Raw genomic sequence first — 18,362 nt, 5'->3', positions numbered from 1 at the left:
CCCAACGCATTGCCGTGACGCAGGGGATGACCGCGAGTGAGACTCAGCCTCCGAGATCCCGGGTCGAAAAACTCTCGGCCTTCGTCGCCGAGTTCGGCGCTCCTCGCGTACCCTTGGCGTAAATCCTATAGCGAAACAGCTGGGCACGACGTGCGCTCCACCTGACTTTCTTATCGCATTGACGGTGATGAAGGACCTGCGACAGGTTCGTCGTCTTGCTGCGGCGATTGAGCCGCGCGGGACGTTGTTGAATCACCTGGACGAATGGCGTCCCGCAGTGAGCGAAGATGCTCCGTCAGGAATTCGCCAGCCTCGCGCAGGCGCTCCACGGCCTCATCGACCATCGCCTTGAGCGCGCCGCGCTGGTCCGAAAACGCCTCGCGGGCAACGCCGTCCTCGAATGCTTTCCGGGCGTGGGCGCCCAGCATCGGTTTCGCGCGCTCTGCCTCGATGCGTTCCGCGTCATCCAGAACTTTGTGCTGCTTGAGCCCGTCAACGATCGCCCGATCGCGTTGCTTGCGGCCCTTGTCCAAGAGATCGATCGCCAGGGCTTTGTAGGGCTTTTGGGAAACATCCTTCTCCACCCGGCGCCAAAGATCGTCCTCGCGGATTGGCGTGCGATCGCCGAGCGCGCGCGACCGTTGCACGGCGGCGAGAATTGCTCCCTTCGAAATGACGGTATGGGTGCGCCCGGTGGCGCGGCTTTCCGCCGTGTACATTTTGAAGGCGGTCGTTCCCGCTGTTCCGCGGGGCAGGGCGTTGATATGCTCGCCCTTGATACTCATGCCTTGCGCCGCGTCGATCGTGAAGGCGCGGCCTGGGCCGAGGAGAAGCCGGCCGGTCGTCTTGTCGGAAAGGGTTCGCCAGTCGACGTTGGCCGTGACGCCGCGAGCGTTTCGTAGGACGAGGCCGTTCGTTGTTTTCCCGAGAACATCGACGACGTCGCCGTTATTGCCGATCGAAATAAATCCCTGCCCGGATTTTATGCGTGTCTGGCGAAATAGCCGTAAGCGATCCCCGGTCGCAATGGGGAGATCGAACATTTCGGGCTTGTCGCCACGATAGACGACAGACTTGTAGGTCGCTTCGTCCGACCCGATCTCCCCGCGCGCCTTCAGGCGCTCGCGGATCGCGAGGCTGATATCGGCGGCTTCGGCGTTGGTCAGCGTGGTGATGGTGACGCTCAGTGACGGATCCTGTGCTTTGAGCGCATCCGAACGCTGCATGTACAGGTCGGCGACCGCCTTCACGACCTGGTCGTAGTCACCCTCGACCAGGGTCGCGGTTCCGTCGTCACGTTTCATTTCCAAGGCCGTTTCGGCGTCGCCCTTGCGAAACAACGATGCGATTTCGCGGTCACGGTCGGAGCGCTGTCGGACGGCGGTCAGAACTTCCGGCATGGAGGTCTTGGGAAGCACGCGTCGCAACAGTTCGATGGTGTCGCCGGCCTCGATCGACTGGACCTGCTCGCGGTCGCCCAGCATCTTGATCGTCATTCCAGTGGCGGCCTGAAGCTCAAGGAGCTTCAGCATGGGTCGTGGTCCGATTTGGCTTACCTCGTCGATGACCAGCACGGTTCGGGCGTCGGGCTGGAATTCGCCGGCTTCGATGGCCTTCAGAAGCGGTTGGAGAGCGAAAGTCTCGCCGATTCCCGCGTCCTTTAACGCGTCGGCTTGCCTCCACGCGGTCGACATGCCCACAACGCGCCGTCCTTCGTCGCGCCAGGCGTCTACGAGAGGGCTCAGCAATGTCGTCTTGCCGGCGCCCGCGACGCCAGTTAGGAGCGAGAGCTTCCCGCCTCCGCCGAGCGCGTAGATCGCGGCGGATTGTTCAGGGCTGAAGGTGATTCCTTGGCCAGAGGCTTCAAGAGCGGCGATGGCGGATCGCAGTCTGGCGTCCGTCAGATCGGAGGAATGATCGAGGGCGGCGTTGCGCGCCTTTTCGGAAACGGCCTGTTCGATGTGAACTTGCAGGCTGTTGCTGATCCTCTCGCCACGCTCCAATTTTCCGGAAATCAGCGAGACGTGGACGCCTTCATGGTTGAAACCATGTTGTTCGATCAAGTCCACGACCGCGTCGACATCTTTGCGACCGGCCGGCGCGCCGACCGAGATGAGACCGCGCGCCGCATGTACGCGCAGACGGTCGCGATCGAGGACGGCGGCGGTCACGAATTCGCGGGAAAGGTTTTTCGTCGCGAGGTCATAGGCGGCTTCGTGCCGTTCCGCATCGCTGATGACCGGCTGTGGCGCGGCGACGAGGACGGTATCGTGCTTCCAGCCGATCTCGGCGGCTTGCGCGCGCCACACCTCGCGCGCCTCGTCCTTGGTTTTACCGAGGCGTCCGGCGGCGCTGGCTTCGTGCAAGAGTTCCTTCTTCTTGTCGAGCGAGAGTTCCTCCCACTCCAGGGCGCTTTCGGCGGCGTAGCGCTTGGCGTCGCCGATGACCTGACGGTCGCGTTTGGAGAATTGCGTGACGGCTTCCTCGGGCACGTCGAGGGCGACGATCGCTTCCTCCTTCTCATCGTAGCCGACACGCACCCCGAGATCGCGAAGATTTTGCGCCAGATAGGTTTGGAAAACGGCGCCGAGCTCGTGAACCTTGTTTGCGGTGATGACGCGAGCGTCGATCGAGCCCACACGGCCGTCTTCGGTCACGACGAGATTTGGGATGAAATTGTGCAGATGGAAATGAGGGTCGCCCGCGATCGGCGCGTCGACCAGGTAGGTGCCGCCACCGGCGCCGTCCTGAAGGGCGAGGGTAGGACGCGCGGCGTCGTGAGCGAACGTCACCCAGCCGATGGCGCCGGCCTCGACGCCCTTGAGGCCGCCCTTGCCTTTGCGCGCTTGGCCGAGATCCTCGGCCGCATATCGCAATGCGTCGTCGTTGGCGCGATGGATCGCCTCCCAAATCAACCGGCGTTCCGCCTCACTCGCCGCGAATTCGGCGGCGAGCGAGACGGATTTGTGGGGCGCGAAGACGAAGTCGAATCCAGAGTTTGTTCGCTGGGTGCGCGACCAGGCCTCGCCAGTGTCGGCGCGTCGGGCCTCGAACAGAGGATCGAGTTCGGCGTAGCGCGGTCGGCCTTTCGTGCTGTCGATCCCAAGGGCGGCGGCGACGCTGGCCGGCATGTCCTCGCGCCAGGTGGCGGCTTCGCCGCGCCCGGTGTAATAGTTGGTGAGCGTTTCGCCACTGTCGAGATTGCGGCCGGCGGGATCGATGCCGGCGACCGTGAGGGAGGCGTGTTGCGGCTCGGGGGCGTCCTGGGTCAGATAGGCGCGAATCTTGGCGCCGTCTGAACTGGCGGCGACTTTGGCGAAATTCAGCATGATCATTGCGCCTTCTGAACCGCCGGGGGCGTGGTGGCCGTGCCGAGATGTGTCTCGATCCGCCGTGCGGCGGTGACGAGTTCCTTCAGCAATCGCGCCATCTCGCGTTGCTGCTGGATCATGAGGCTGATCAACTCGCGCAGGCTCGGGCCTTCGTTTTCGGGCTGCGCGGGGGTGAGGATCTCGATCAGATGCGCGAGCAAGCCGTGAAGCGCTCCGATTTCCTCGCGCAGCATGCCGGTCGCTTCCAGGCCGGCGTTTTGGCCGTGATCGATGCCCTGGGCCAGGGCGATGAGTTTTATAAGCGCCTCGCGTGTATCGAGGGGGGCGTCTGACGGGTTCTGCTTGGGGGAGGGGTTGTTTTCGGGATTCGGCATACAATCGGTCCTGTCCTGCGGGTGTGATCGCCGGAGGAGCGCTCCGGCGGCAGGATCAGGATCGAGGCGGTTGGCGCGAAGTCGAAGCGAGCGCCGCAATCAGTGCTTGCTCGGCGGCGTTTCGTCTTCCTTGTTCATTTTCACCTCTTTCAGATAGTCCAGGAGGGGGTCTTCCGCCGAGCCGGACGATCCGACCAGGGCGCGCAGCTTGTTCAAAACCGGTTGGACGCGGCGCCATTCGATGTCGAGCTCCCGCGCCTTGAGGGCCGAGAGCATCGTCAGATCCAGCGTGCTTTCGCTCAAGAGGCCGGGAAGTGCTGTCCTGCAATGGGGGCAACGCTCCGTGAAACTGTTGAGCGTTGCGGCGTTGAAGGCTTGGGCGGTGATCTTTGACCGTTCGATGATCGCCGTGATCGGCGCCAGTTCTTCCACGAGTTGGTCGACCAGGCTGATGGTGTCGATGACGGTCACAGCCACTTGTTGGCCGCGCGCGCGCTCCTTCGTCAATCGCTCGGGATTTGCGGCCGGGGCGATCTTGGGCTGGTCGGCCGAGGGATGTTGGTACTGGCCGGTTTTGCGGATTTGCGGCAGGACCTCGTTCGTCACCCATTTGAGGAAGCGCCGCGCCGCCGGCTTGCGGCTGCGGAAGATCAGCTGGTAGAGGCCGGCTTCGTTCACCGCGTTCAGTTTGCGGCGACCTCGATTGGTGTCGTTGGCAACGACATGAATATCTTCAGCGTCAATCGGCGCTATAGCGTGCCTAGGATTGGTGATCCCCAGCACGGCGCAAACGTCATTGGCCACGAACCAAGGCTCGCCGTTCTCGACGTAGGTTCGCACCGCTTGGCTGTCGAACATGAACGAGCTCGGATCGAGCGCGCCCGTCGGCGCAGCGACCTTTTTCGACTTTCCAGCCATCGTCTCTATCTCCTGAATTCAAACGCTTAGGCGCGGGTTCCGCGACCGTTGCGGTTGGCCGTGCCGCCGGGGACCATCCCCGGCTCAGGGTCAGGATCGAGGCAAGTGGCGCGAAGTCGAAGCGACGAAATCAAGGGCCTGGCGCATCCGCGCATGGCGGCTTGCTGTCTCTGGTGGCGTCCAGGGAGTCGCCGCAGGCCTCTCGCCAAACCCTCATTCGGCGGGTTCTGGCGGTGGTGGCGGACCGGCGGCCCTCATTTTGGAGAAGCGCGCCTAGAGCCTCGCAGGCGGCGAAGATTGAAGGCGCTGCGGCCCGCGATGGCGTAAAGGCCGAGAATGGCCGCCATCGTCGTTCTCTGTCGATTTGACAGCCTGCCCAGGCGCGCAGGGTTTCCCCTCCGCTCGCCCGCCGCCGGAGGCGGCAAGTCCGCGCCGCGCGCGGACCGCACCCAGGGTGCATTGGTCCGTATAGTATCCATTATCGATTTCTTGCTGTCCGGCGTCTGTCTGGTTTCTGTCCAGAGTTTGTCCGGTTTCTGTCCGGCAATTCGTTGCAAGAATGGAACTTCAGCGCGTGTGCGCATGTCGGTTGAGCGCATTGCGCGTTGCGTCTTCGCGGTCTCGTCCACGATCAAAAATGCTCCTTGGTGATTTTTCTCGGATCGAGTTCGCGCCGATCGCTGCTCTCATGCTGAGTACGGATTCGTCGGAGGCGAACGAACATGGAAGATGAGAAGATCGACGAGGTGGCAATACAGCAACCTCCGGCCGCACTGAAGCGAGTGCGAGAGATTGCTTGCGTTCTGCGTCCCCAGCCGCGCTCACCTTTGTACTGGTGGTTGTTCAATCACGCCCAGGAGTTGCTGCAAGCCGAAACCGATTGCGGCGGAGAATTTCCCTGGGTGGAAATGTGCGGCGATTTCGCGCTCGCGGGCTTCATTCTGTCTGACGGCAAGGTCGTCACCGCCAGAACGGCCAGAGCAACGTGGCAACGCGTGCGCGGCGAGCTGCCATATGTCGGCCAGGCCGACGCCGTGATCAAGTCGTAGGCGGAGAGGCGGTGGCTATGGATGAAGACGACGAAAATTCTGGGTATCGACCGTATCCGAAGATGTCACAGGAGCAACTCGACAGGATCTTTCGGACTGTCGCGCGTGGTGGCCGTTCTTCATGTTTCTGGTGGTTCTACGATCGTTACGACACGATGCGAGACGCTGACGGCAAGCTTCGGATGACGTGGCAAGAGTGCTGCGCGAGTCTGACCGCATTGGGCGTCACCGCGTTTCGCGGCAGACCGTTGACGCCTCAGACCGTCAGAAGAACTTGGAAACAGGTCGTCGAGATGAAGGCGCGTGTCCCTGACCTCAATAGTCAGTGGCCTCACAACACCATCAAGGTCGACACGGTGCATTAGAGATGGATGAAGACAACAGTGACGACTTGAGACGGGCCTCGCCGTTGCGACAATCCAAGAAATCGCTCGATGCAATTTTCGAGTGCGTCGCGCGGTCCGATTTGCGCTCGCCGTTGTTTTGGTGGTTGCTCGAACACCACGACGAGTTGCGTCAGTCCGCTATGAAGACTCGGCGCGGGGTGACATGGAAGCGGCTTTGCGCTGATTTTCCAGGAATGGGCGTAACGCTCGCCGATGGAAGACCGGTCACACGGGCGACAGCCACAAGAACTTGGCACAGAGTCCGCCAGGAAGTCATTCGTCTCAAGGAAGAGCGGGCGAACGAACGAGCCGAACTCGAGGCGCGACGCGCTGCTGATCCGCGACGCAACATGCCGTCGCGGTTTGGCAAGACGGCGCCAGTCGGTCCGCCCCTCTCGGATGTTCAGCCGAGGCCGCAATCAGCCCCCTCGGTTTCCATCAATCGGCAGCTCGTTCCTGTTGGCTCGCCTCGTTTGCCAGCGCTTTCATCGACGTCTGCCGCCAACGAGAGCGGAGACGAGCCTTGGCGCAACATGGAGCTGCCGGAAGCTTTGTCGAAGATGCGCGTTCTCGATTGGGACGGCCAGATTTTGGATTTGCGCCAGTTCTTCAGGGACGACGGCGAGCCCGAGCCTTGGGAGGATCCGGAGGTGCCAGAGGACGAACGTATCGGGTGCCTGAGAGGCACCATCTGGTCGCGCGCGAAAGAATGGGCGCGGTATAGGCCCTATGATCGACGTTTTATGAAGAAGTGGTGAAAGGAGAATGAACTATGAATGAATCAGTTGTCTTGATGGTGCTTGGCCGCCAGCGCGTCGGAAAGACGTCGTTTCTGAATACGATCACGCAATACCTGCGAGAGCGCGGTTCAGAATTCGAGATTTGGGACGGCGACCGCCAGAATATGTCCTATAACCTGTCGCTGTTCCATCGCGATGCGTTGCGGCCGGTGTCGAGCGCGCCGGAAGAGGTGAAACGGTGGCTCGAGGAGCGTTTCATATCGCTCCCAGAGCATGGCCGAAGCGCGGTCCTCGACGTCGGCGGTGGCGACACGCCCCTGGCGCGCCTGGTGGAAGAACTGCCGGTCGCGGAAATGCTGGAATCGGTCGGGGTTCGTGTTGTCCTCGTGCATGTTGTCGGGCCGGAGACCGCCGATCTCGATTACCTCGAACATTATTCGTCCAACGATCTCTTCGTATCGCAACACACGCTCGTCGTGACCAACGGCGGGCTGGTGTTGTCGGGACGTTCCTCAAAGGCGGCTTTCGAACCGCTGATGAAACATCGCGCGATCAGGAGGGTGTTGAGCAACAGCGGGCAGGTGGTCGAATTTCCCCGGCTGGCCTGCATGTCCGAAGTGACCGATCGAGGCCTGACGTTCAAGGAGGTGCTGGCGGAGGTCAACCCGCCGCTCGGCATGTTTGACACGGCGCGCGTGCGCAAGTGGTGGGCGAAGGACTTGCCGGTCATGTTCTCGGAGATCCCGGCCGACTGGTTGCCAGCGATCAAGGAAGACGAATCCTTCGACGCGGCCGAATGAGCCAAGCTAGGGAGGTCGGATCATGACGTTGCAACAGGATGTGGGCGGCTCTGCCGCCCACGACCTTGATTGGCACATCAAGGAAGTTGAAGCTGCGGCGCGGGAATGGGGCGTCCATGCTGATAAAATCGAGGGGCGTTTCGTATCGGCCCTCCTTGGCGCAATCGTCGTGAGCGCCCGGACAAACGAGGTGGCGATTGAGGAAGCGCAGCGGATCATCGACGGCGCCACGGCGTTCGGCGACAAGGAAGTCAGTCGCTTGAAGATCATGATCGCCGGCGGCGAGAAGGCGATCGCGATTGGCAAGCAGGCGGCGGAGACGGCGATCGCCGCCGGCGAGCGCGCGGAAAAGGAGTTTCAGCGTTCAGTCGCGCATATCGCCAAGGAACTGTCCAATCGGCTGATCGATTCCAGCCAGGAATGGCTTGTGCTGAAGCAGACGAGCCGGAATCGGCGGGACGCCTGGGTGCTTGCGATGTGCGTCTCTGTACTGGCTGTCGGTATTTTCGTCGGCGGATTTGGTGTGCGAGCCTATCTGGATGGCTTTTCCGACATCGAGGCGCGGATCGCACAATGCAAGAAAGTTGCGGTTCCTGTGCGGGACACGCACGGCGTCGTTCGGTCGGCGTGCTGGCTCGATGAAATCCTCGGAAACGCGAAATGACGATGCGCGGTTCGGCGCGGTGAAGAATCGCGCCGGCGCGAACGATATTAATTGGAGAGGCCCATGGCCCAAGACAGCCCTAGCCGACACCTGGACCAATTTGTCGTTCGACTGCCGGACGGAGTGCGCGAGCGCATTGCGGAACTTGCAAAGGCGAACAACCGCTCGATGAACGGCGAAATTGTTACGGTGTTGGAACGGGCGCTCCGTCCGAGTCTGTCCGGGCGTCACCACACTTTGCTCGATCAGGTGAATAGCGCGCGACTTGGACCCTGGATCACACCTTCGAAAATCGCTGAATTGATCGGCGAGAAGGATGCCAAGGCTGTGGAAGACGCCTTTGCGGGCAAGAGAGTTTTGGAGTTTTCTAAAATTGACGCGATCGCCAATCTTTGGGGCGCGCGATCCGACTGGCTTAAGCATGGGTTCGGAGCCGCTTTTCGGGTTCGTCGAGAGTGCGCCTTGTCGCTAGAAGCCGGCGCTAAAATTCTGACGGTGGGTGCGAAACGTATTGTAGCGGTTCAATCGAATATGAATTCAGCAGAGTGCGCCGTCATAGGCAATGAGGGAACTGGACGATTTGTTGTGGTCGAAATCAGACTGTGCAGCGACAAGAGAATGTCACAAGGTGTTGATACGAAAGCGCTGTACGTGACCTCGGGGCTTTCGTCTTGGAGCATAGATATTTGCGCCCGGATTGATGACGAAGTATTTCGTGCCCTTGTGCTTGGATACATCTATCCGGGGGTGATTGTTGGTCAAGCGCAGTATTTGTCGTTGGGGATGGAGTGTGTCGACTGGCGTTGTCGCTGAGCAGGAATTGGCCTGATGGCGGCCAGGGCAGGGCGGCGCGGCATGTCTCAATGGTTGCATTTCTCGCCATACTAAACTCAGCCTTGTTTATTTGACCTGCGTCAATTAATGTCCGTCGCCCTAGGCACCACGCATCGAAGTTGGATCAGAGATATTATCGGGGGTGGCGATGCCCGACGCATTGAAATCATTGAAAGAATACGCGTTGATCGATCTTCAATTCGCGCGAATGGATTTAGAATTGGACGGTAGCCGTGAGGCTGTTGCGCGCGCCCTTCGCCATGCAGATGATGCCAGAGCCTATCTTGCGAGTCTGCTGGCGCAAATGACCAACGAAGCGGAAGACGAGGACGAGGACGAACGAATCGACGTCGCTTAGATACGTCGCAGTGACGTCAAGGTATAGACGCAGCTTCGCCATAAAGGAAAATTACGTCTTGACGCGCCACGTCTCTGGACAAGACTTGGTCAGCGTTCATGTCCTTCCATGGCCCGCTCCAGTGCAGCTACACCACTGGGGCGGGTTTTTGCTGCATATCCTGGATCCATGCCTAACGCATACACCCACAACATGTAGATTGGAGGCAAGCTTGATTTAGGCGGCCTGATCGACCGAGTCCGGCTCATTCCTGCCCTTCCCGAGAACGCCCGCGACGGTCTCCTTCATGAACTTTAGTTACCATTCAACAAACCGGCATCAGGTAACGCGCTTTCACTCGTTAGCGTTGAAAGGCGCAATTTCGCTATCGTAGTCCTTTAACAAAAAACCGCCGGCGCGAGCCGGCGGTCGTTATGTTAGGCAAGAGCGCGATCAAAACCGGTAGGTGAAGCCGCCGCGACCGCCGTATGAGTTGGCGGACGGCGCGAGTTCGCCGACGAATTTGGCGAACAGGCTGACCTGATCGCTCACCGCGATGACCAGTCCGGCCTTGACCTGCGCGGCGTCCGAGGCTGCGCGCGGACCATAGACGGTGAAGTCCGAGCCCGGCAAAACCGCGAGTGAGCCCGCAAATTTACGGTTGGGTATGAATTCATGCACCCAGGCGAAAGACGCGTCCGGCGTCACGTTCCAACCGAAGAGGGTCGCGGCTTGGCCGGAGACCCGGAAGCCGACGAACAGCGGCGCCGAGGCGGTCGTGTACGATTTGCCGGCCAGAGCCAGCGTCGTCAAGCCGGCGCTATTTGTTTCGGTGAAGGCGGCGCTATTCAGGGTGGCGTATTCGAAGGCCAGGAACGGGGTGATCCTGAAGGCGTCGAACGACAGCTTGCGGCCGATCTCCACCCGGGTGCGTTCTTCGAAGGACGAGAACGCGCCCGCCAGGGATTCCGCCGTCAGGCCGCCGATGGCGGCGTTGCGGCTGATGTGGTTGTCGTAGAAGCCGAAGGTCTGCGACAGCTCGCCGTAAAAGCCATGCTCGAACTGATAGGCGGTGTAGAGGCCAAAGTTCACGCTGCTGGTGTGGCCCGAGGTGGCGAGCCCGACAGTGTTGAAATGGCTTTCGCCGCCGCCGACCGCGACACCGGCCAGCCAGTTGCGTTGCAGCAGGTAATCGAGGCCCATCAATCCGCCGAAGGCTGTCGCGGTGGAAGACGGCGTTCCGCGATAGGTGCTGGCGGACGTGTTGGCGCCGCCGCCCGTCGCGACGCCCCAGAGACGCCAGTCGCGCTCAGGCGCGGCCAGCAGCGGGCCCTTGGTGACAATCGGTTGGCCCGTCTTCGGGTTTTGCGCGTAGCCGGGGACGTGCGACACGCCGTCGACGTCGGCCGTGTTGCCCGACAGGCCGAAATAGGCCTGGTCGCCGATCGTGTCGGCGAAATTCGCGCCGAAGCGCAGAGCCGCGGTGTTGGCGGCGGCAATGCCAGCGCCGGACAAGGCGTCAAAGGCCGAGGCGCCGTCGCCGGCGTTGATGAAGGTCTTGTAGAACGTCGCGGCGTCGCCGGTCAGGGCGGAAGCATTCGCTGCGGCGTCGATACCGGCGGCCACGGCGCGCTGGTTCGGCGTCTGCGCGAGCGCCGCGAAGTTGGAGGTCAGCGTCAAGGTGAGAACGGGGTCGCCTACCACCTGCAGGCTAGCCGTTTCATAGTTGGTGGTCGCGCCCGTAACGCCCACAGAACGATCGCGCGTAATGCTCTGGCCGGCGTCGGTGGTGATCAGTTGGTAGGCGCCCGGCAGGAATGCCCCACTGAGGGCGACGGACGAACCGGCCTGCAGATTCACCGCGCCGCCATGCACCGTCAGCGTGGCGCCCGACGTGGCGGTGAGCGACGATCCGCTCTGGAACGTCAAGTTGCCGGTGATCGTGCCGGCGCCTCCGAGCGAACCGCCGCTCGCGACGGTGACATCGGTGGTGACGGTATCGCCGGCGGCGAAGGTCAGCGCGCCCGCCATGCCGTTCGAGAAGAAGCCGGCGGCCGCATAGAGGTTGATGCGGCTCCAGTAGCTGAGCTGGGTGCCGTAGAAGGCTTGCAGCGCCTGGCCTTCGGTATCGTAGATGATCTGGTTGATGGTTGACGTCGCCAGGTTGGCAATCGACCCCCCGCCGGATGTGCCGCCGGTGGCCGCGTTGGCGAGGGCCTGGGCTTGCGCATTCCCTTTGCCGCCGTAGAGCGTGGAGAGGAGGATCGCTGCCGTGTTGCCTTGCCCGTCGTTAAGTTCACGCGGCGCCTGCGCGTAAGTATATGTCGGCAGGCCGTAGGTCATGCGATACGCGTAAATCGCAGCGTTCTCGGCGGCCGTGCTCGCGCCTGTCACGCCAGCGGCGGTGGCTTGATAGGCATAGGTCGTCGCCGAATACGTGTTGTAGGGATTGCTCGCGGCGCAAGCTGCAACCGATCCGCCACACGTGCTGGCTTGCGTGTTCAAATAGCCGTTGAGCGATTGCGCCGCGCTGACGAACTGACCATTCAAGTTCAGCACGGTCGTACTGCCGTTCGTGTTGGTGTAGTAATACGGATTGCTCGCCTGCGTGCTGCCGGTAGCAGCAGTCGCGCTCAGCAACTGAACGAGATTATATTGCACGAACGAGCGGCTCGCGATGATGTCGAGCGGATAATGCACGCCGAGATCGATCCGGCTGTTGCCGTATTCCGAGGCGCGTAGGATCATCGATTGGAAGAACTGCGGCGTCATCATGCCGATCAAGATTGAATCCGTGAAGGCATAGGTGGTGTGGCCGCTCGGGAATGAAGGATTTCCTCCCAGGTTATAGAGAGAGGTGGGATCGTATTGGTTGAGGTTGTTGGCAGCGACCTGCACGGGACGGGAATCACCGTACTGGTTCTGGCCGTTTTGATTATTGTTCACGCCATAGGCGACGTCGTAAACACTGTTGGTCGTGTTCGGCATGCCGTTATAAGTCGGCAGCGTGTAGCCGTTCGGCGCGACGGCTGTGCTCGTGCCGTTAGTCGTGCCATTGGCGAAATAATACTTGGCGACGCCGAGGTCGATGGAGTTGAAGCTATTGTAGGCGCTGTTCAGAAGGTTGACGACGGTCTGCGTCTGGTACTGACCCGTCAAAAGCGGGTTCGCGGATCCCGTGGTCGAAGCGGTGACATAGGCGCCTGTGCTCGCGGTCACCGCATAGGGGCTTACCGCCGTTTGGAACGCGCCGCCGAGGGCTCCCAGGCCGCCGTAGCTCTGCGACGGAGCAATGGTTCCGTTCACACCTGTCGTGATGGTCAGATTGCCGCTGCCACTAAAGTTCTGGCCGTTCGTGCTCTGGATCGCCTGCGTGGGCAGGCCGCCCCCCAGGTTCGCGGCGACGCCATAATATTGGGGGACAATGGTATTTAGCAGCGTGATCGAGGACAAGCCCGAGCCGGAGTTCGCGCTAAAGATCGCCTTGTCACTGATCGACACCGCCTCGATTACCGGAGACTGCGCCGCCGCGCTGTTGGTGGAGATCGTCCCGTTCAGGTTCGCGGTGAGCGTCGAAACACCGATGGTCGTGGCGTTCAGCGTCAGGAACGGCGAAAGCAGGTTAAGGACGTTGGCGTCAGACGCGGTGATCGTGGTGGTCGACGCGGCGGAAGCCGACGACGCCGCCAAGCCAGCGGCGAGAATGAGAGCAAGAGAGGAAATCTGATTTGCGCGACGCATGAGAGGCTCCAGTTCAAATTGTCGAATTGGCGCCACGCTTATGGTCCGCGTTTACTGCCTTTACGACAACCGGGTGACCTAAGTTAATTTTTTGGCTCTGTTGCGCTGCGGCAACAGTAACGATCAAGCTTGGCGATTTCGGCATCTGGCGTCCCGAGCAGGCGTTCCCGGCGCCTCCCGCGACGGTCGGCTTCCCGCCGCTCTCTGCCTTTGCCCGAGCGCGCGGCCCCTCTACATTGTAGTAGGTGTATGCGTTAACCGGATAGGCACGCCTGGATCCTCAGCCCCACGAGACGTGGGTGGCTCCGGCCTCGAAAGCGCGGTTGATGAGGTTGGCGAGGTCTTCGACACTTCGGAAAGACCGGCTCGATGAATTGCGCGATGAACGTGAACGCCGTTTCGCCACTGAGCCTTTGATGCGGCTTCCAGTAGCTTTTGAGGGTCACGGTCGTGTTGGCGGCGAGATGGTCGATGATTTTGTCGATCGTCTCGCGTTCCGCAAAGTCAGGAGCGAACCAGGTGACGGAAACGCGCCGCTGCTGGGCGTCGAGACCATGGAAATTAATGATCGGGCTGGAGGAAGCGGTGAACCTCGAGTAGGCGTCCTCGATGAGCGTCACCTCGACGGAGCTTCTGCTCCGCTCGCGACGCCTGCGGCGATCTTCGGCGATCGCCGCGTTCACTCGATCCAGTTCGGCGGCGGCGCGTTCCTCCGGCGTCGGGATGGTCAGTTTGCTGAAGTCGAACATTACGGCCTCCTGAAGAGCGAATTGGTGGATGGCGAATGCCTGCGGATCAGTCCGAGGTCTCCGAGAGCGAGCCGATGAAGGCGTATGCGGAGAGTACGATCGCGATGCCGGGGAAGATGAGATGGGCGAGGATGTTGGCGAGTTGGGCGAGCATTTCGGAGTCTCTTTGAAAACTGGGTGAAGGGAGAGGGGAGGCTCCGGGCCTCCCCTGGCTGGCCTCAGTTGGCCTCGTCGCTGTCGGGGTGGCTCGGACCCTTGCAGAGGCGCCCGATCTGCTCGCAAGCGAGGGTCACGCCGTAGACGGTTTCGCCGTCCTTCTCCCAGCTGGTCTGCTCGAGCATGCCGACCGCGCGGATCAAGTCGCCCGTCAAGATGTTGCGCTGCACGTAGCCCTTGCGGGCATCTTGAAAGATCGTGATCTCGTTCCAGCGGGTGCGCTCTTGCCAGTCGCCGTGATCGTCCTTGTAGGGATAGCTGGCGGCGATGGTGACGCGGAGCGTCGAGCCGACTTTCTTGATCTTTCCAACGCGACCGATGATTTGGAATTCCGCGCACTGGCACATGGTTCTCTCCTGTCTTTCTCTCGAGGGCGTCCGGCTCCATCCGGCGATCCCCTCGGTGACGCCGAAAGAGACCGGTCGAGAGGCGGCGCAGAACCCGCCAAGCGCGCATCGCGGCGTCAGCGATTTTGCTGCGCGAGGAATTCGCCCGTCAGGGCGAAGGGGAAAATCACTGAGCGCCGCGCGCTTGTGCGGGCCGACGCTTGCGGAGGACCGTGAGATCGAGGCGATTTTGTCGCGCGAGGAATTCGCCCGCAGGGCGAAGGGGACAATCGTCGCGAGCCACGGTTGACGCGCCGGCTGACCGGTCTAGGCGTCCACCAAACCGAGGGGACAGCCGGATGGAGCGGCGCCATGTTTGTGAATTGACTGGAGAGGCTTTGAGCTCTCGCGGAATGACGTTTCGGCGTCGCGAGGACGGTCAATGTTGGCGTGACGTCCTGCGGTTCTATTGAGCTTGACGTTCCCGCTCAGGCGGGTCGGGGCGGATGGCGAATTGCTCCGCGGAATGGGGGATCTTCAGCGCGCGCCGATCGGGTTCGGCAGAGGGCTTCGGCAAGCCGGGGGATAAATTGCGGCGTCGGCGTCGAGCGCCTGAAGCCGGGGCAGGCGGTCGCCGGCTCGGGGCTTGTGATCCTGTGGTTGGAGTTCGCGCCGTTTCATCCAAGATTAGGAGAGAGACGAAAGGAGCCAAGAGGCCATGGGCCAGCGGATGCCGGAACCGAACTTCGATCCGTTCCAGAATTTCAATGATCGCCGCGTGATTGCGAGCGTGCTCTGGCGACGTGATGAGGTCGTCGGAATCGTCGTCGTCAGGCGGCGGGATGGATGGATGGAGCGCGGTATTGGCGTTGCCAGACGAGGCGCACCGTCGGCTGGCCTGCGGCGTGAGTCGGCAGAACGTGCTGAGGTTCTGGGAGGCGTTGCGCTTCACGGTGCAATGGGGGCTGCACGAATTGCAGTTCGAGGAGTGTCGCGAGTTCTGCATGGGCGAACATGGCGGCGAGCCAGCGTGGTGCGGAAACCTGCGCGGTTTTGGCGGCGAGTTCATCGGCGTCGACATCGGAGAGTTTGAGGCGCCCGACGTGGCGCGGTTGAATTGATCGGGGCGCGCGGCCGAACGGCGCGCCGATGCCGCTTTGGCGCAAACCTATGCGGTTAGAGCGGTATACTTGTTTATAAACAACATCTTATCTCTTGCCAACAGCAGCAACTCGCGCTAAACGTTCTTTGTTTGTTCAGGAGCCTGAAAAATGCAAGACGACTTGAATTTCATGAACTCCAACGTCATCCGTTTTCCCGTCGAGCTGGTCGCGACGCCGACGATGGAGGTGTTGCGCGCGCTGGCTCCGGATGCGCGCGAGGTGAGCCTGATTGCGGAAGCGTTCGCGTTGGACGAGCCGGACTGGAACATTCGCGATCGCGCGGACGCTGAGATGGCGGCGAACGTGGCGACGCGGAGGGAGTGGCCGACGGACGCGGCCGAAAAGCGCGCGGCGCTGGAGGCGATGTTGGAGCCGTTCGTCAAGGAGGCGGTTCGGCTGTGCCGGAAGTCGCGTGAAGACGGCCGGCGTTCGGACGAGGCGGCCGGGAAACTGGTGGCGGCTCAGACCGAGGGCGGCTACTGGCTGGATGCGCTCGAAAATGTGTCGGAAGCGCGGTCGTTTGCATGGGCGAACGGCATGATCGAAGCCTATGAGGCGGCGCAAGAAGCGCTGGGCGCGGATCGTGCGATCGGCATGGCCATGCGCGGCGAGAGGTGGATGCCTGTCGATCACGACAAGGATGTCGAGATTTTGTTGCTGGCGGCGGCGCGCTGACGAGGCGCCGTCGTGTCACACGCAAATCTGGCCGTGGCTGCGTTATGCGATCGAAGCCCGAAGGGCGGAGACCGCGCGGAAGCGTGGGCTCCGTTCACGAGAGCGCGGCGCAAGCTTGCTTGCGCAACGCCCGAACTCTTCGGGCCTATCCGGTTCACGTCGAAAACATCCACTATAACGGCTCTTCCTGGCGGACAGCGGTAGTCTGTCATTTTCGTCCGCAACGGCGATGATTGATCGGATTGCAGGCACTGAGCGAAGGACCGGTCCGAGCGGCAGACCGGACGATGGTTCTATGGGAGGACCGCGCCACAACCGGAAATTCGCTGTTGGCTTAGAGAACCAGAGCCTTCGCGATCAGCGGGCATTCGCAAATGTCTCGTCGAAACTTTGGCCTAGCCGCCAAGGCGATAGCTTACTCGTGCCCATGCCGATGGTGCAGAGCCGGATAATGCGGGTGGGCATGCCTCCTGCGGCTCGTGTCGGTGGAAGTGCGATTGCGACTCGCTCACAGGACCGTCGTGCGCATGATGGTGGTGTTCGTCGTGGACGTCGCTGTGTTCGTGATCCAGCATGGAATGGTCATGTTCGTGTTCGTGACGCTCGGCAAGATGCAGCCAAAGCCCCAGCGTAAAGTTCCGTCACGGAATCGAAGCCGCGTCCGAAACCAAATCCGCCGCTTGATACACGCCGTCGTCCAGTTTCGCGCATAGCTCATGGAGGGGCCCCAGATAGGCGTCGATGTCGGGAACCGTGTCCTTGCCCCGATAGGTTTGGAAGATCAGTTCATCCACAAATTTGAGACCTACACTGGTGAGCCGGGATCATCTCCTTGGCTCCAGAAACAGCCAATTAAACCCAAATGGTTTTCAGACCCAATGCGTCAATCACCCCCCCGCCAAGAACGCTCTTTCTAAGCCAATCAGACATCGATCGCGGCCATGGCTCGACTTCGATGCGAGATCATTTTTTTGGCGGTATGAGACCCCAAAACTCCGCCATCATATGAGTCCCCGACAAGCCAGCGTCGACGACGAAAGTTCCAACCCGGCAGTTTGCCGACTTTCCGGGATCAACAGGGAAGCCGTGCCCGACTGAATTCATCGTCCACAGCTCGACGGACGCCGGGAGATTGCGCCTACTCCAGGAACGCCGCTGGTATAACGGCGTGGTTTCCGTAGCCGTTGCGACCGGCCCGAAACCCTTCAATTCGCTCCATTGCGCGGCAAGGACTTCCGCATTTTGCGGGTCAACCGTCCGATCCTTCTCCCCTTGCCAAATAAGGACGCGGGGCCAGGATCTGCGCGGTTTCCCGCCTCCACTGACGCTTCTGGCGAGGCTCGCTCTCGCCAGGTCCGAGCCCGAACGCCGCATTTTTATCAAGGCTCCGACGCCAGTGTGTGCGCAGCCGACAGGCATGCCGGCAAATATTCCGCCCGCAGCGATCAAAGCTGGATAAGCGGCCAGCAAGGCTGCCGCCATTCCGCCGCCCGCCGAAAAGCCTGCGACGAATATCTGACGCGGATCCGATCCATATAGCTTGACCGCCCTACGGATCATTTGACGGATAGACATGGCTTCGCCAGAGTTGCGTCGCACATCCTCGGAACGATACCAGTTGAAACAGCCAAGGTGATTATTGGCTCGGGATTGCTCGGGTAGCAGCAAGGCGAAACGATATTGCCGGGCCAAAGCGATCCAGCCGGCGTCGGCCGCAAATGACGCGGCGTATTGGCTGCAGCCGTGCAAGACAACGACCAAAGGCCTGCCCGCCCGTAGGCGCGGTGGAGCATAGACGAACATTTTCAAGGCGCCCGGATTGGACCCAAACGAATCGACCCGAACGGGATAATCCGGCGCGACAAAGGCGCCAAACGCCGAGGCCATGGACTTGGCGAGGTGGGTGGAAAGAGAAAGATAGGGAAACGGAGGTAAGCGGCACGAGCCTCCCACATGGCGGTTTTCGTTGGAATAGTTGAGACTCGCTGGGGTTGAACCTGAGCGAGCTTCGTAAATCCATGCATCAAGCCAGAGATCAAGGCGCCTCTTACCAACGGG

16 protein-coding genes are annotated in these 18,362 nt (G+C 61.3%); 9 read left to right on the top strand and 7 right to left on the bottom strand.

Annotation, left to right across the window (positions count from 1 at the left end; translation table 11 throughout):
* Window positions 1-170: 170 nt before the first annotated feature.
* Together mobF and CCR94_RS01005 are read right to left on the bottom strand one after the other, a co-directional pair.
* Window positions 171-3,710: a MobF family relaxase gene (gene mobF, locus CCR94_RS01015; protein ID WP_146089782.1), complete on the bottom strand. Its 3,540-nt coding sequence runs from the start codon at window positions 3,708-3,710 to the stop codon at window positions 171-173.
* A 95-nt stretch (window positions 3,711-3,805) separates the two neighbouring features.
* The gene (locus tag CCR94_RS01005; RefSeq protein ID WP_104506029.1) at window positions 3,806-4,624 is read right to left on the bottom strand and encodes a BRO-N domain-containing protein; all 819 of its coding nucleotides are present in this window, start codon (window positions 4,622-4,624) and stop codon (window positions 3,806-3,808) included.
* A 722-nt stretch (window positions 4,625-5,346) separates the two neighbouring features.
* Between CCR94_RS01005 and CCR94_RS24295 the strand changes: the two genes are divergently transcribed.
* From CCR94_RS24295 to CCR94_RS24285, 7 genes are all read left to right on the top strand, one after another.
* Window positions 5,347-5,673 carry a hypothetical protein gene (locus CCR94_RS24295; RefSeq protein WP_146089781.1) on the top strand — a complete coding sequence of 109 codons (327 nt, stop codon included), beginning with the start codon at window positions 5,347-5,349 and terminating at the stop codon, window positions 5,671-5,673.
* A gap of 17 nt (window positions 5,674-5,690) precedes the next feature.
* A complete protein-coding gene (locus CCR94_RS00995) occupies window positions 5,691-6,038 on the top strand; it encodes a hypothetical protein (RefSeq protein ID WP_146089780.1) in 348 nt (115 codons plus the stop codon).
* A 2-nt stretch (window positions 6,039-6,040) separates the two neighbouring features.
* Window positions 6,041-6,817, top strand: coding sequence for a hypothetical protein (locus CCR94_RS24290; RefSeq protein WP_146089779.1), 777 nt, complete (start codon window positions 6,041-6,043; stop codon window positions 6,815-6,817).
* A gap of 14 nt (window positions 6,818-6,831) precedes the next feature.
* On the top strand, window positions 6,832-7,599 hold the full coding sequence (locus CCR94_RS00985) for a hypothetical protein (protein ID WP_104506025.1): 768 nt from the start codon (window positions 6,832-6,834) through the stop codon (window positions 7,597-7,599).
* A 22-nt stretch (window positions 7,600-7,621) separates the two neighbouring features.
* Window positions 7,622-8,263, top strand: coding sequence for a hypothetical protein (locus CCR94_RS00980; protein WP_104506024.1), 642 nt, complete (start codon window positions 7,622-7,624; stop codon window positions 8,261-8,263).
* A 63-nt stretch (window positions 8,264-8,326) separates the two neighbouring features.
* Entirely contained in the window at window positions 8,327-9,076 is a 750-nt protein-coding gene (locus CCR94_RS00975) for an Arc family DNA-binding protein (RefSeq protein ID WP_104506023.1), read from the top strand.
* A gap of 169 nt (window positions 9,077-9,245) precedes the next feature.
* A complete protein-coding gene (locus CCR94_RS24285) occupies window positions 9,246-9,455 on the top strand; it encodes a hypothetical protein (RefSeq protein WP_146089778.1) in 210 nt (69 codons plus the stop codon).
* 432 nt (window positions 9,456-9,887) lie between these two features.
* On the opposite strand, the gene CCR94_RS00965 is transcribed toward CCR94_RS24285, so the two are convergent.
* The 3 genes from CCR94_RS00965 to CCR94_RS00955 form a co-directional block, all read right to left on the bottom strand.
* Window positions 9,888-13,175, bottom strand: coding sequence for an autotransporter family protein (locus CCR94_RS00965; RefSeq protein WP_104506021.1), 3,288 nt, complete (start codon window positions 13,173-13,175; stop codon window positions 9,888-9,890).
* Between the two features lie 254 nt (window positions 13,176-13,429).
* Window positions 13,430-13,924 carry a hypothetical protein gene (locus tag CCR94_RS00960; protein ID WP_104506020.1) on the bottom strand — a complete coding sequence of 165 codons (495 nt, stop codon included), beginning with the start codon at window positions 13,922-13,924 and terminating at the stop codon, window positions 13,430-13,432.
* A 218-nt stretch (window positions 13,925-14,142) separates the two neighbouring features.
* On the bottom strand, window positions 14,143-14,487 hold the full coding sequence (locus tag CCR94_RS00955) for a single-stranded DNA-binding protein (protein ID WP_104506019.1): 345 nt from the start codon (window positions 14,485-14,487) through the stop codon (window positions 14,143-14,145).
* 842 nt (window positions 14,488-15,329) lie between these two features.
* On the opposite strand from CCR94_RS00955, the gene CCR94_RS00950 reads away from it, so the two are divergent.
* Both CCR94_RS00950 and CCR94_RS00945 read left to right on the top strand, forming a co-directional pair.
* On the top strand, window positions 15,330-15,587 hold the full coding sequence (locus CCR94_RS00950) for a hypothetical protein (protein WP_146089777.1): 258 nt from the start codon (window positions 15,330-15,332) through the stop codon (window positions 15,585-15,587).
* A gap of 150 nt (window positions 15,588-15,737) precedes the next feature.
* Window positions 15,738-16,304, top strand: a complete 567-nt coding sequence (locus tag CCR94_RS00945; protein WP_104506017.1) for a hypothetical protein — start codon at window positions 15,738-15,740, stop codon at window positions 16,302-16,304.
* Between the two features lie 641 nt (window positions 16,305-16,945).
* On the opposite strand, the gene CCR94_RS24875 is transcribed toward CCR94_RS00945, so the two are convergent.
* Entirely contained in the window at window positions 16,946-17,098 is a 153-nt protein-coding gene (locus CCR94_RS24875) for a hypothetical protein (RefSeq protein ID WP_158254561.1), read from the bottom strand.
* 169 nt (window positions 17,099-17,267) lie between these two features.
* Window positions 17,268-18,362 (bottom strand): extracellular catalytic domain type 1 short-chain-length polyhydroxyalkanoate depolymerase (locus CCR94_RS00935; protein WP_206605745.1); only part of this gene is annotated, 1,095 nt, incomplete at its 5' end.

Source organism: Rhodoblastus sphagnicola, assembly GCF_002937075.1.
Taxonomy (GTDB): domain Bacteria; phylum Pseudomonadota; class Alphaproteobacteria; order Rhizobiales; family Beijerinckiaceae; genus Rhodoblastus; species Rhodoblastus sphagnicola.
Note: the sequence above shows the minus strand (reverse complement) of the source record. Positions and strands in the feature narration are given on the sequence as shown.

Bases quoted from the DNA above. Each gene is read 5' to 3' on its own strand.
- CCR94_RS01005 (WP_104506029.1), bottom strand. From the start codon at position 4,624: ATGGCTGGAAAGTCGAAAAAGGTCGCTGCGCCGACGGGCGCGCTCGAT.
- CCR94_RS24295 (WP_146089781.1), top strand. From the start codon at position 5,347: ATGGAAGATGAGAAGATCGACGAGGTGGCAATACAGCAACCTCCGGCC.
- CCR94_RS00995 (WP_146089780.1), top strand. From the start codon at position 5,691: ATGGATGAAGACGACGAAAATTCTGGGTATCGACCGTATCCGAAGATG.
- CCR94_RS24290 (WP_146089779.1), top strand. From the start codon at position 6,041: ATGGATGAAGACAACAGTGACGACTTGAGACGGGCCTCGCCGTTGCGA.
- CCR94_RS00985 (WP_104506025.1), top strand. From the start codon at position 6,832: ATGAATGAATCAGTTGTCTTGATGGTGCTTGGCCGCCAGCGCGTCGGA.
- CCR94_RS00980 (WP_104506024.1), top strand. From the start codon at position 7,622: ATGACGTTGCAACAGGATGTGGGCGGCTCTGCCGCCCACGACCTTGAT.
- CCR94_RS00975 (WP_104506023.1), top strand. From the start codon at position 8,327: ATGGCCCAAGACAGCCCTAGCCGACACCTGGACCAATTTGTCGTTCGA.
- CCR94_RS24285 (WP_146089778.1), top strand. From the start codon at position 9,246: ATGCCCGACGCATTGAAATCATTGAAAGAATACGCGTTGATCGATCTT.
- CCR94_RS00965 (WP_104506021.1), bottom strand. From the start codon at position 13,175: ATGCGTCGCGCAAATCAGATTTCCTCTCTTGCTCTCATTCTCGCCGCT.
- CCR94_RS00960 (WP_104506020.1), bottom strand. From the start codon at position 13,924: ATGTTCGACTTCAGCAAACTGACCATCCCGACGCCGGAGGAACGCGCC.
- CCR94_RS00955 (WP_104506019.1), bottom strand. From the start codon at position 14,487: ATGTGCCAGTGCGCGGAATTCCAAATCATCGGTCGCGTTGGAAAGATC.
- CCR94_RS00945 (WP_104506017.1), top strand. From the start codon at position 15,738: ATGCAAGACGACTTGAATTTCATGAACTCCAACGTCATCCGTTTTCCC.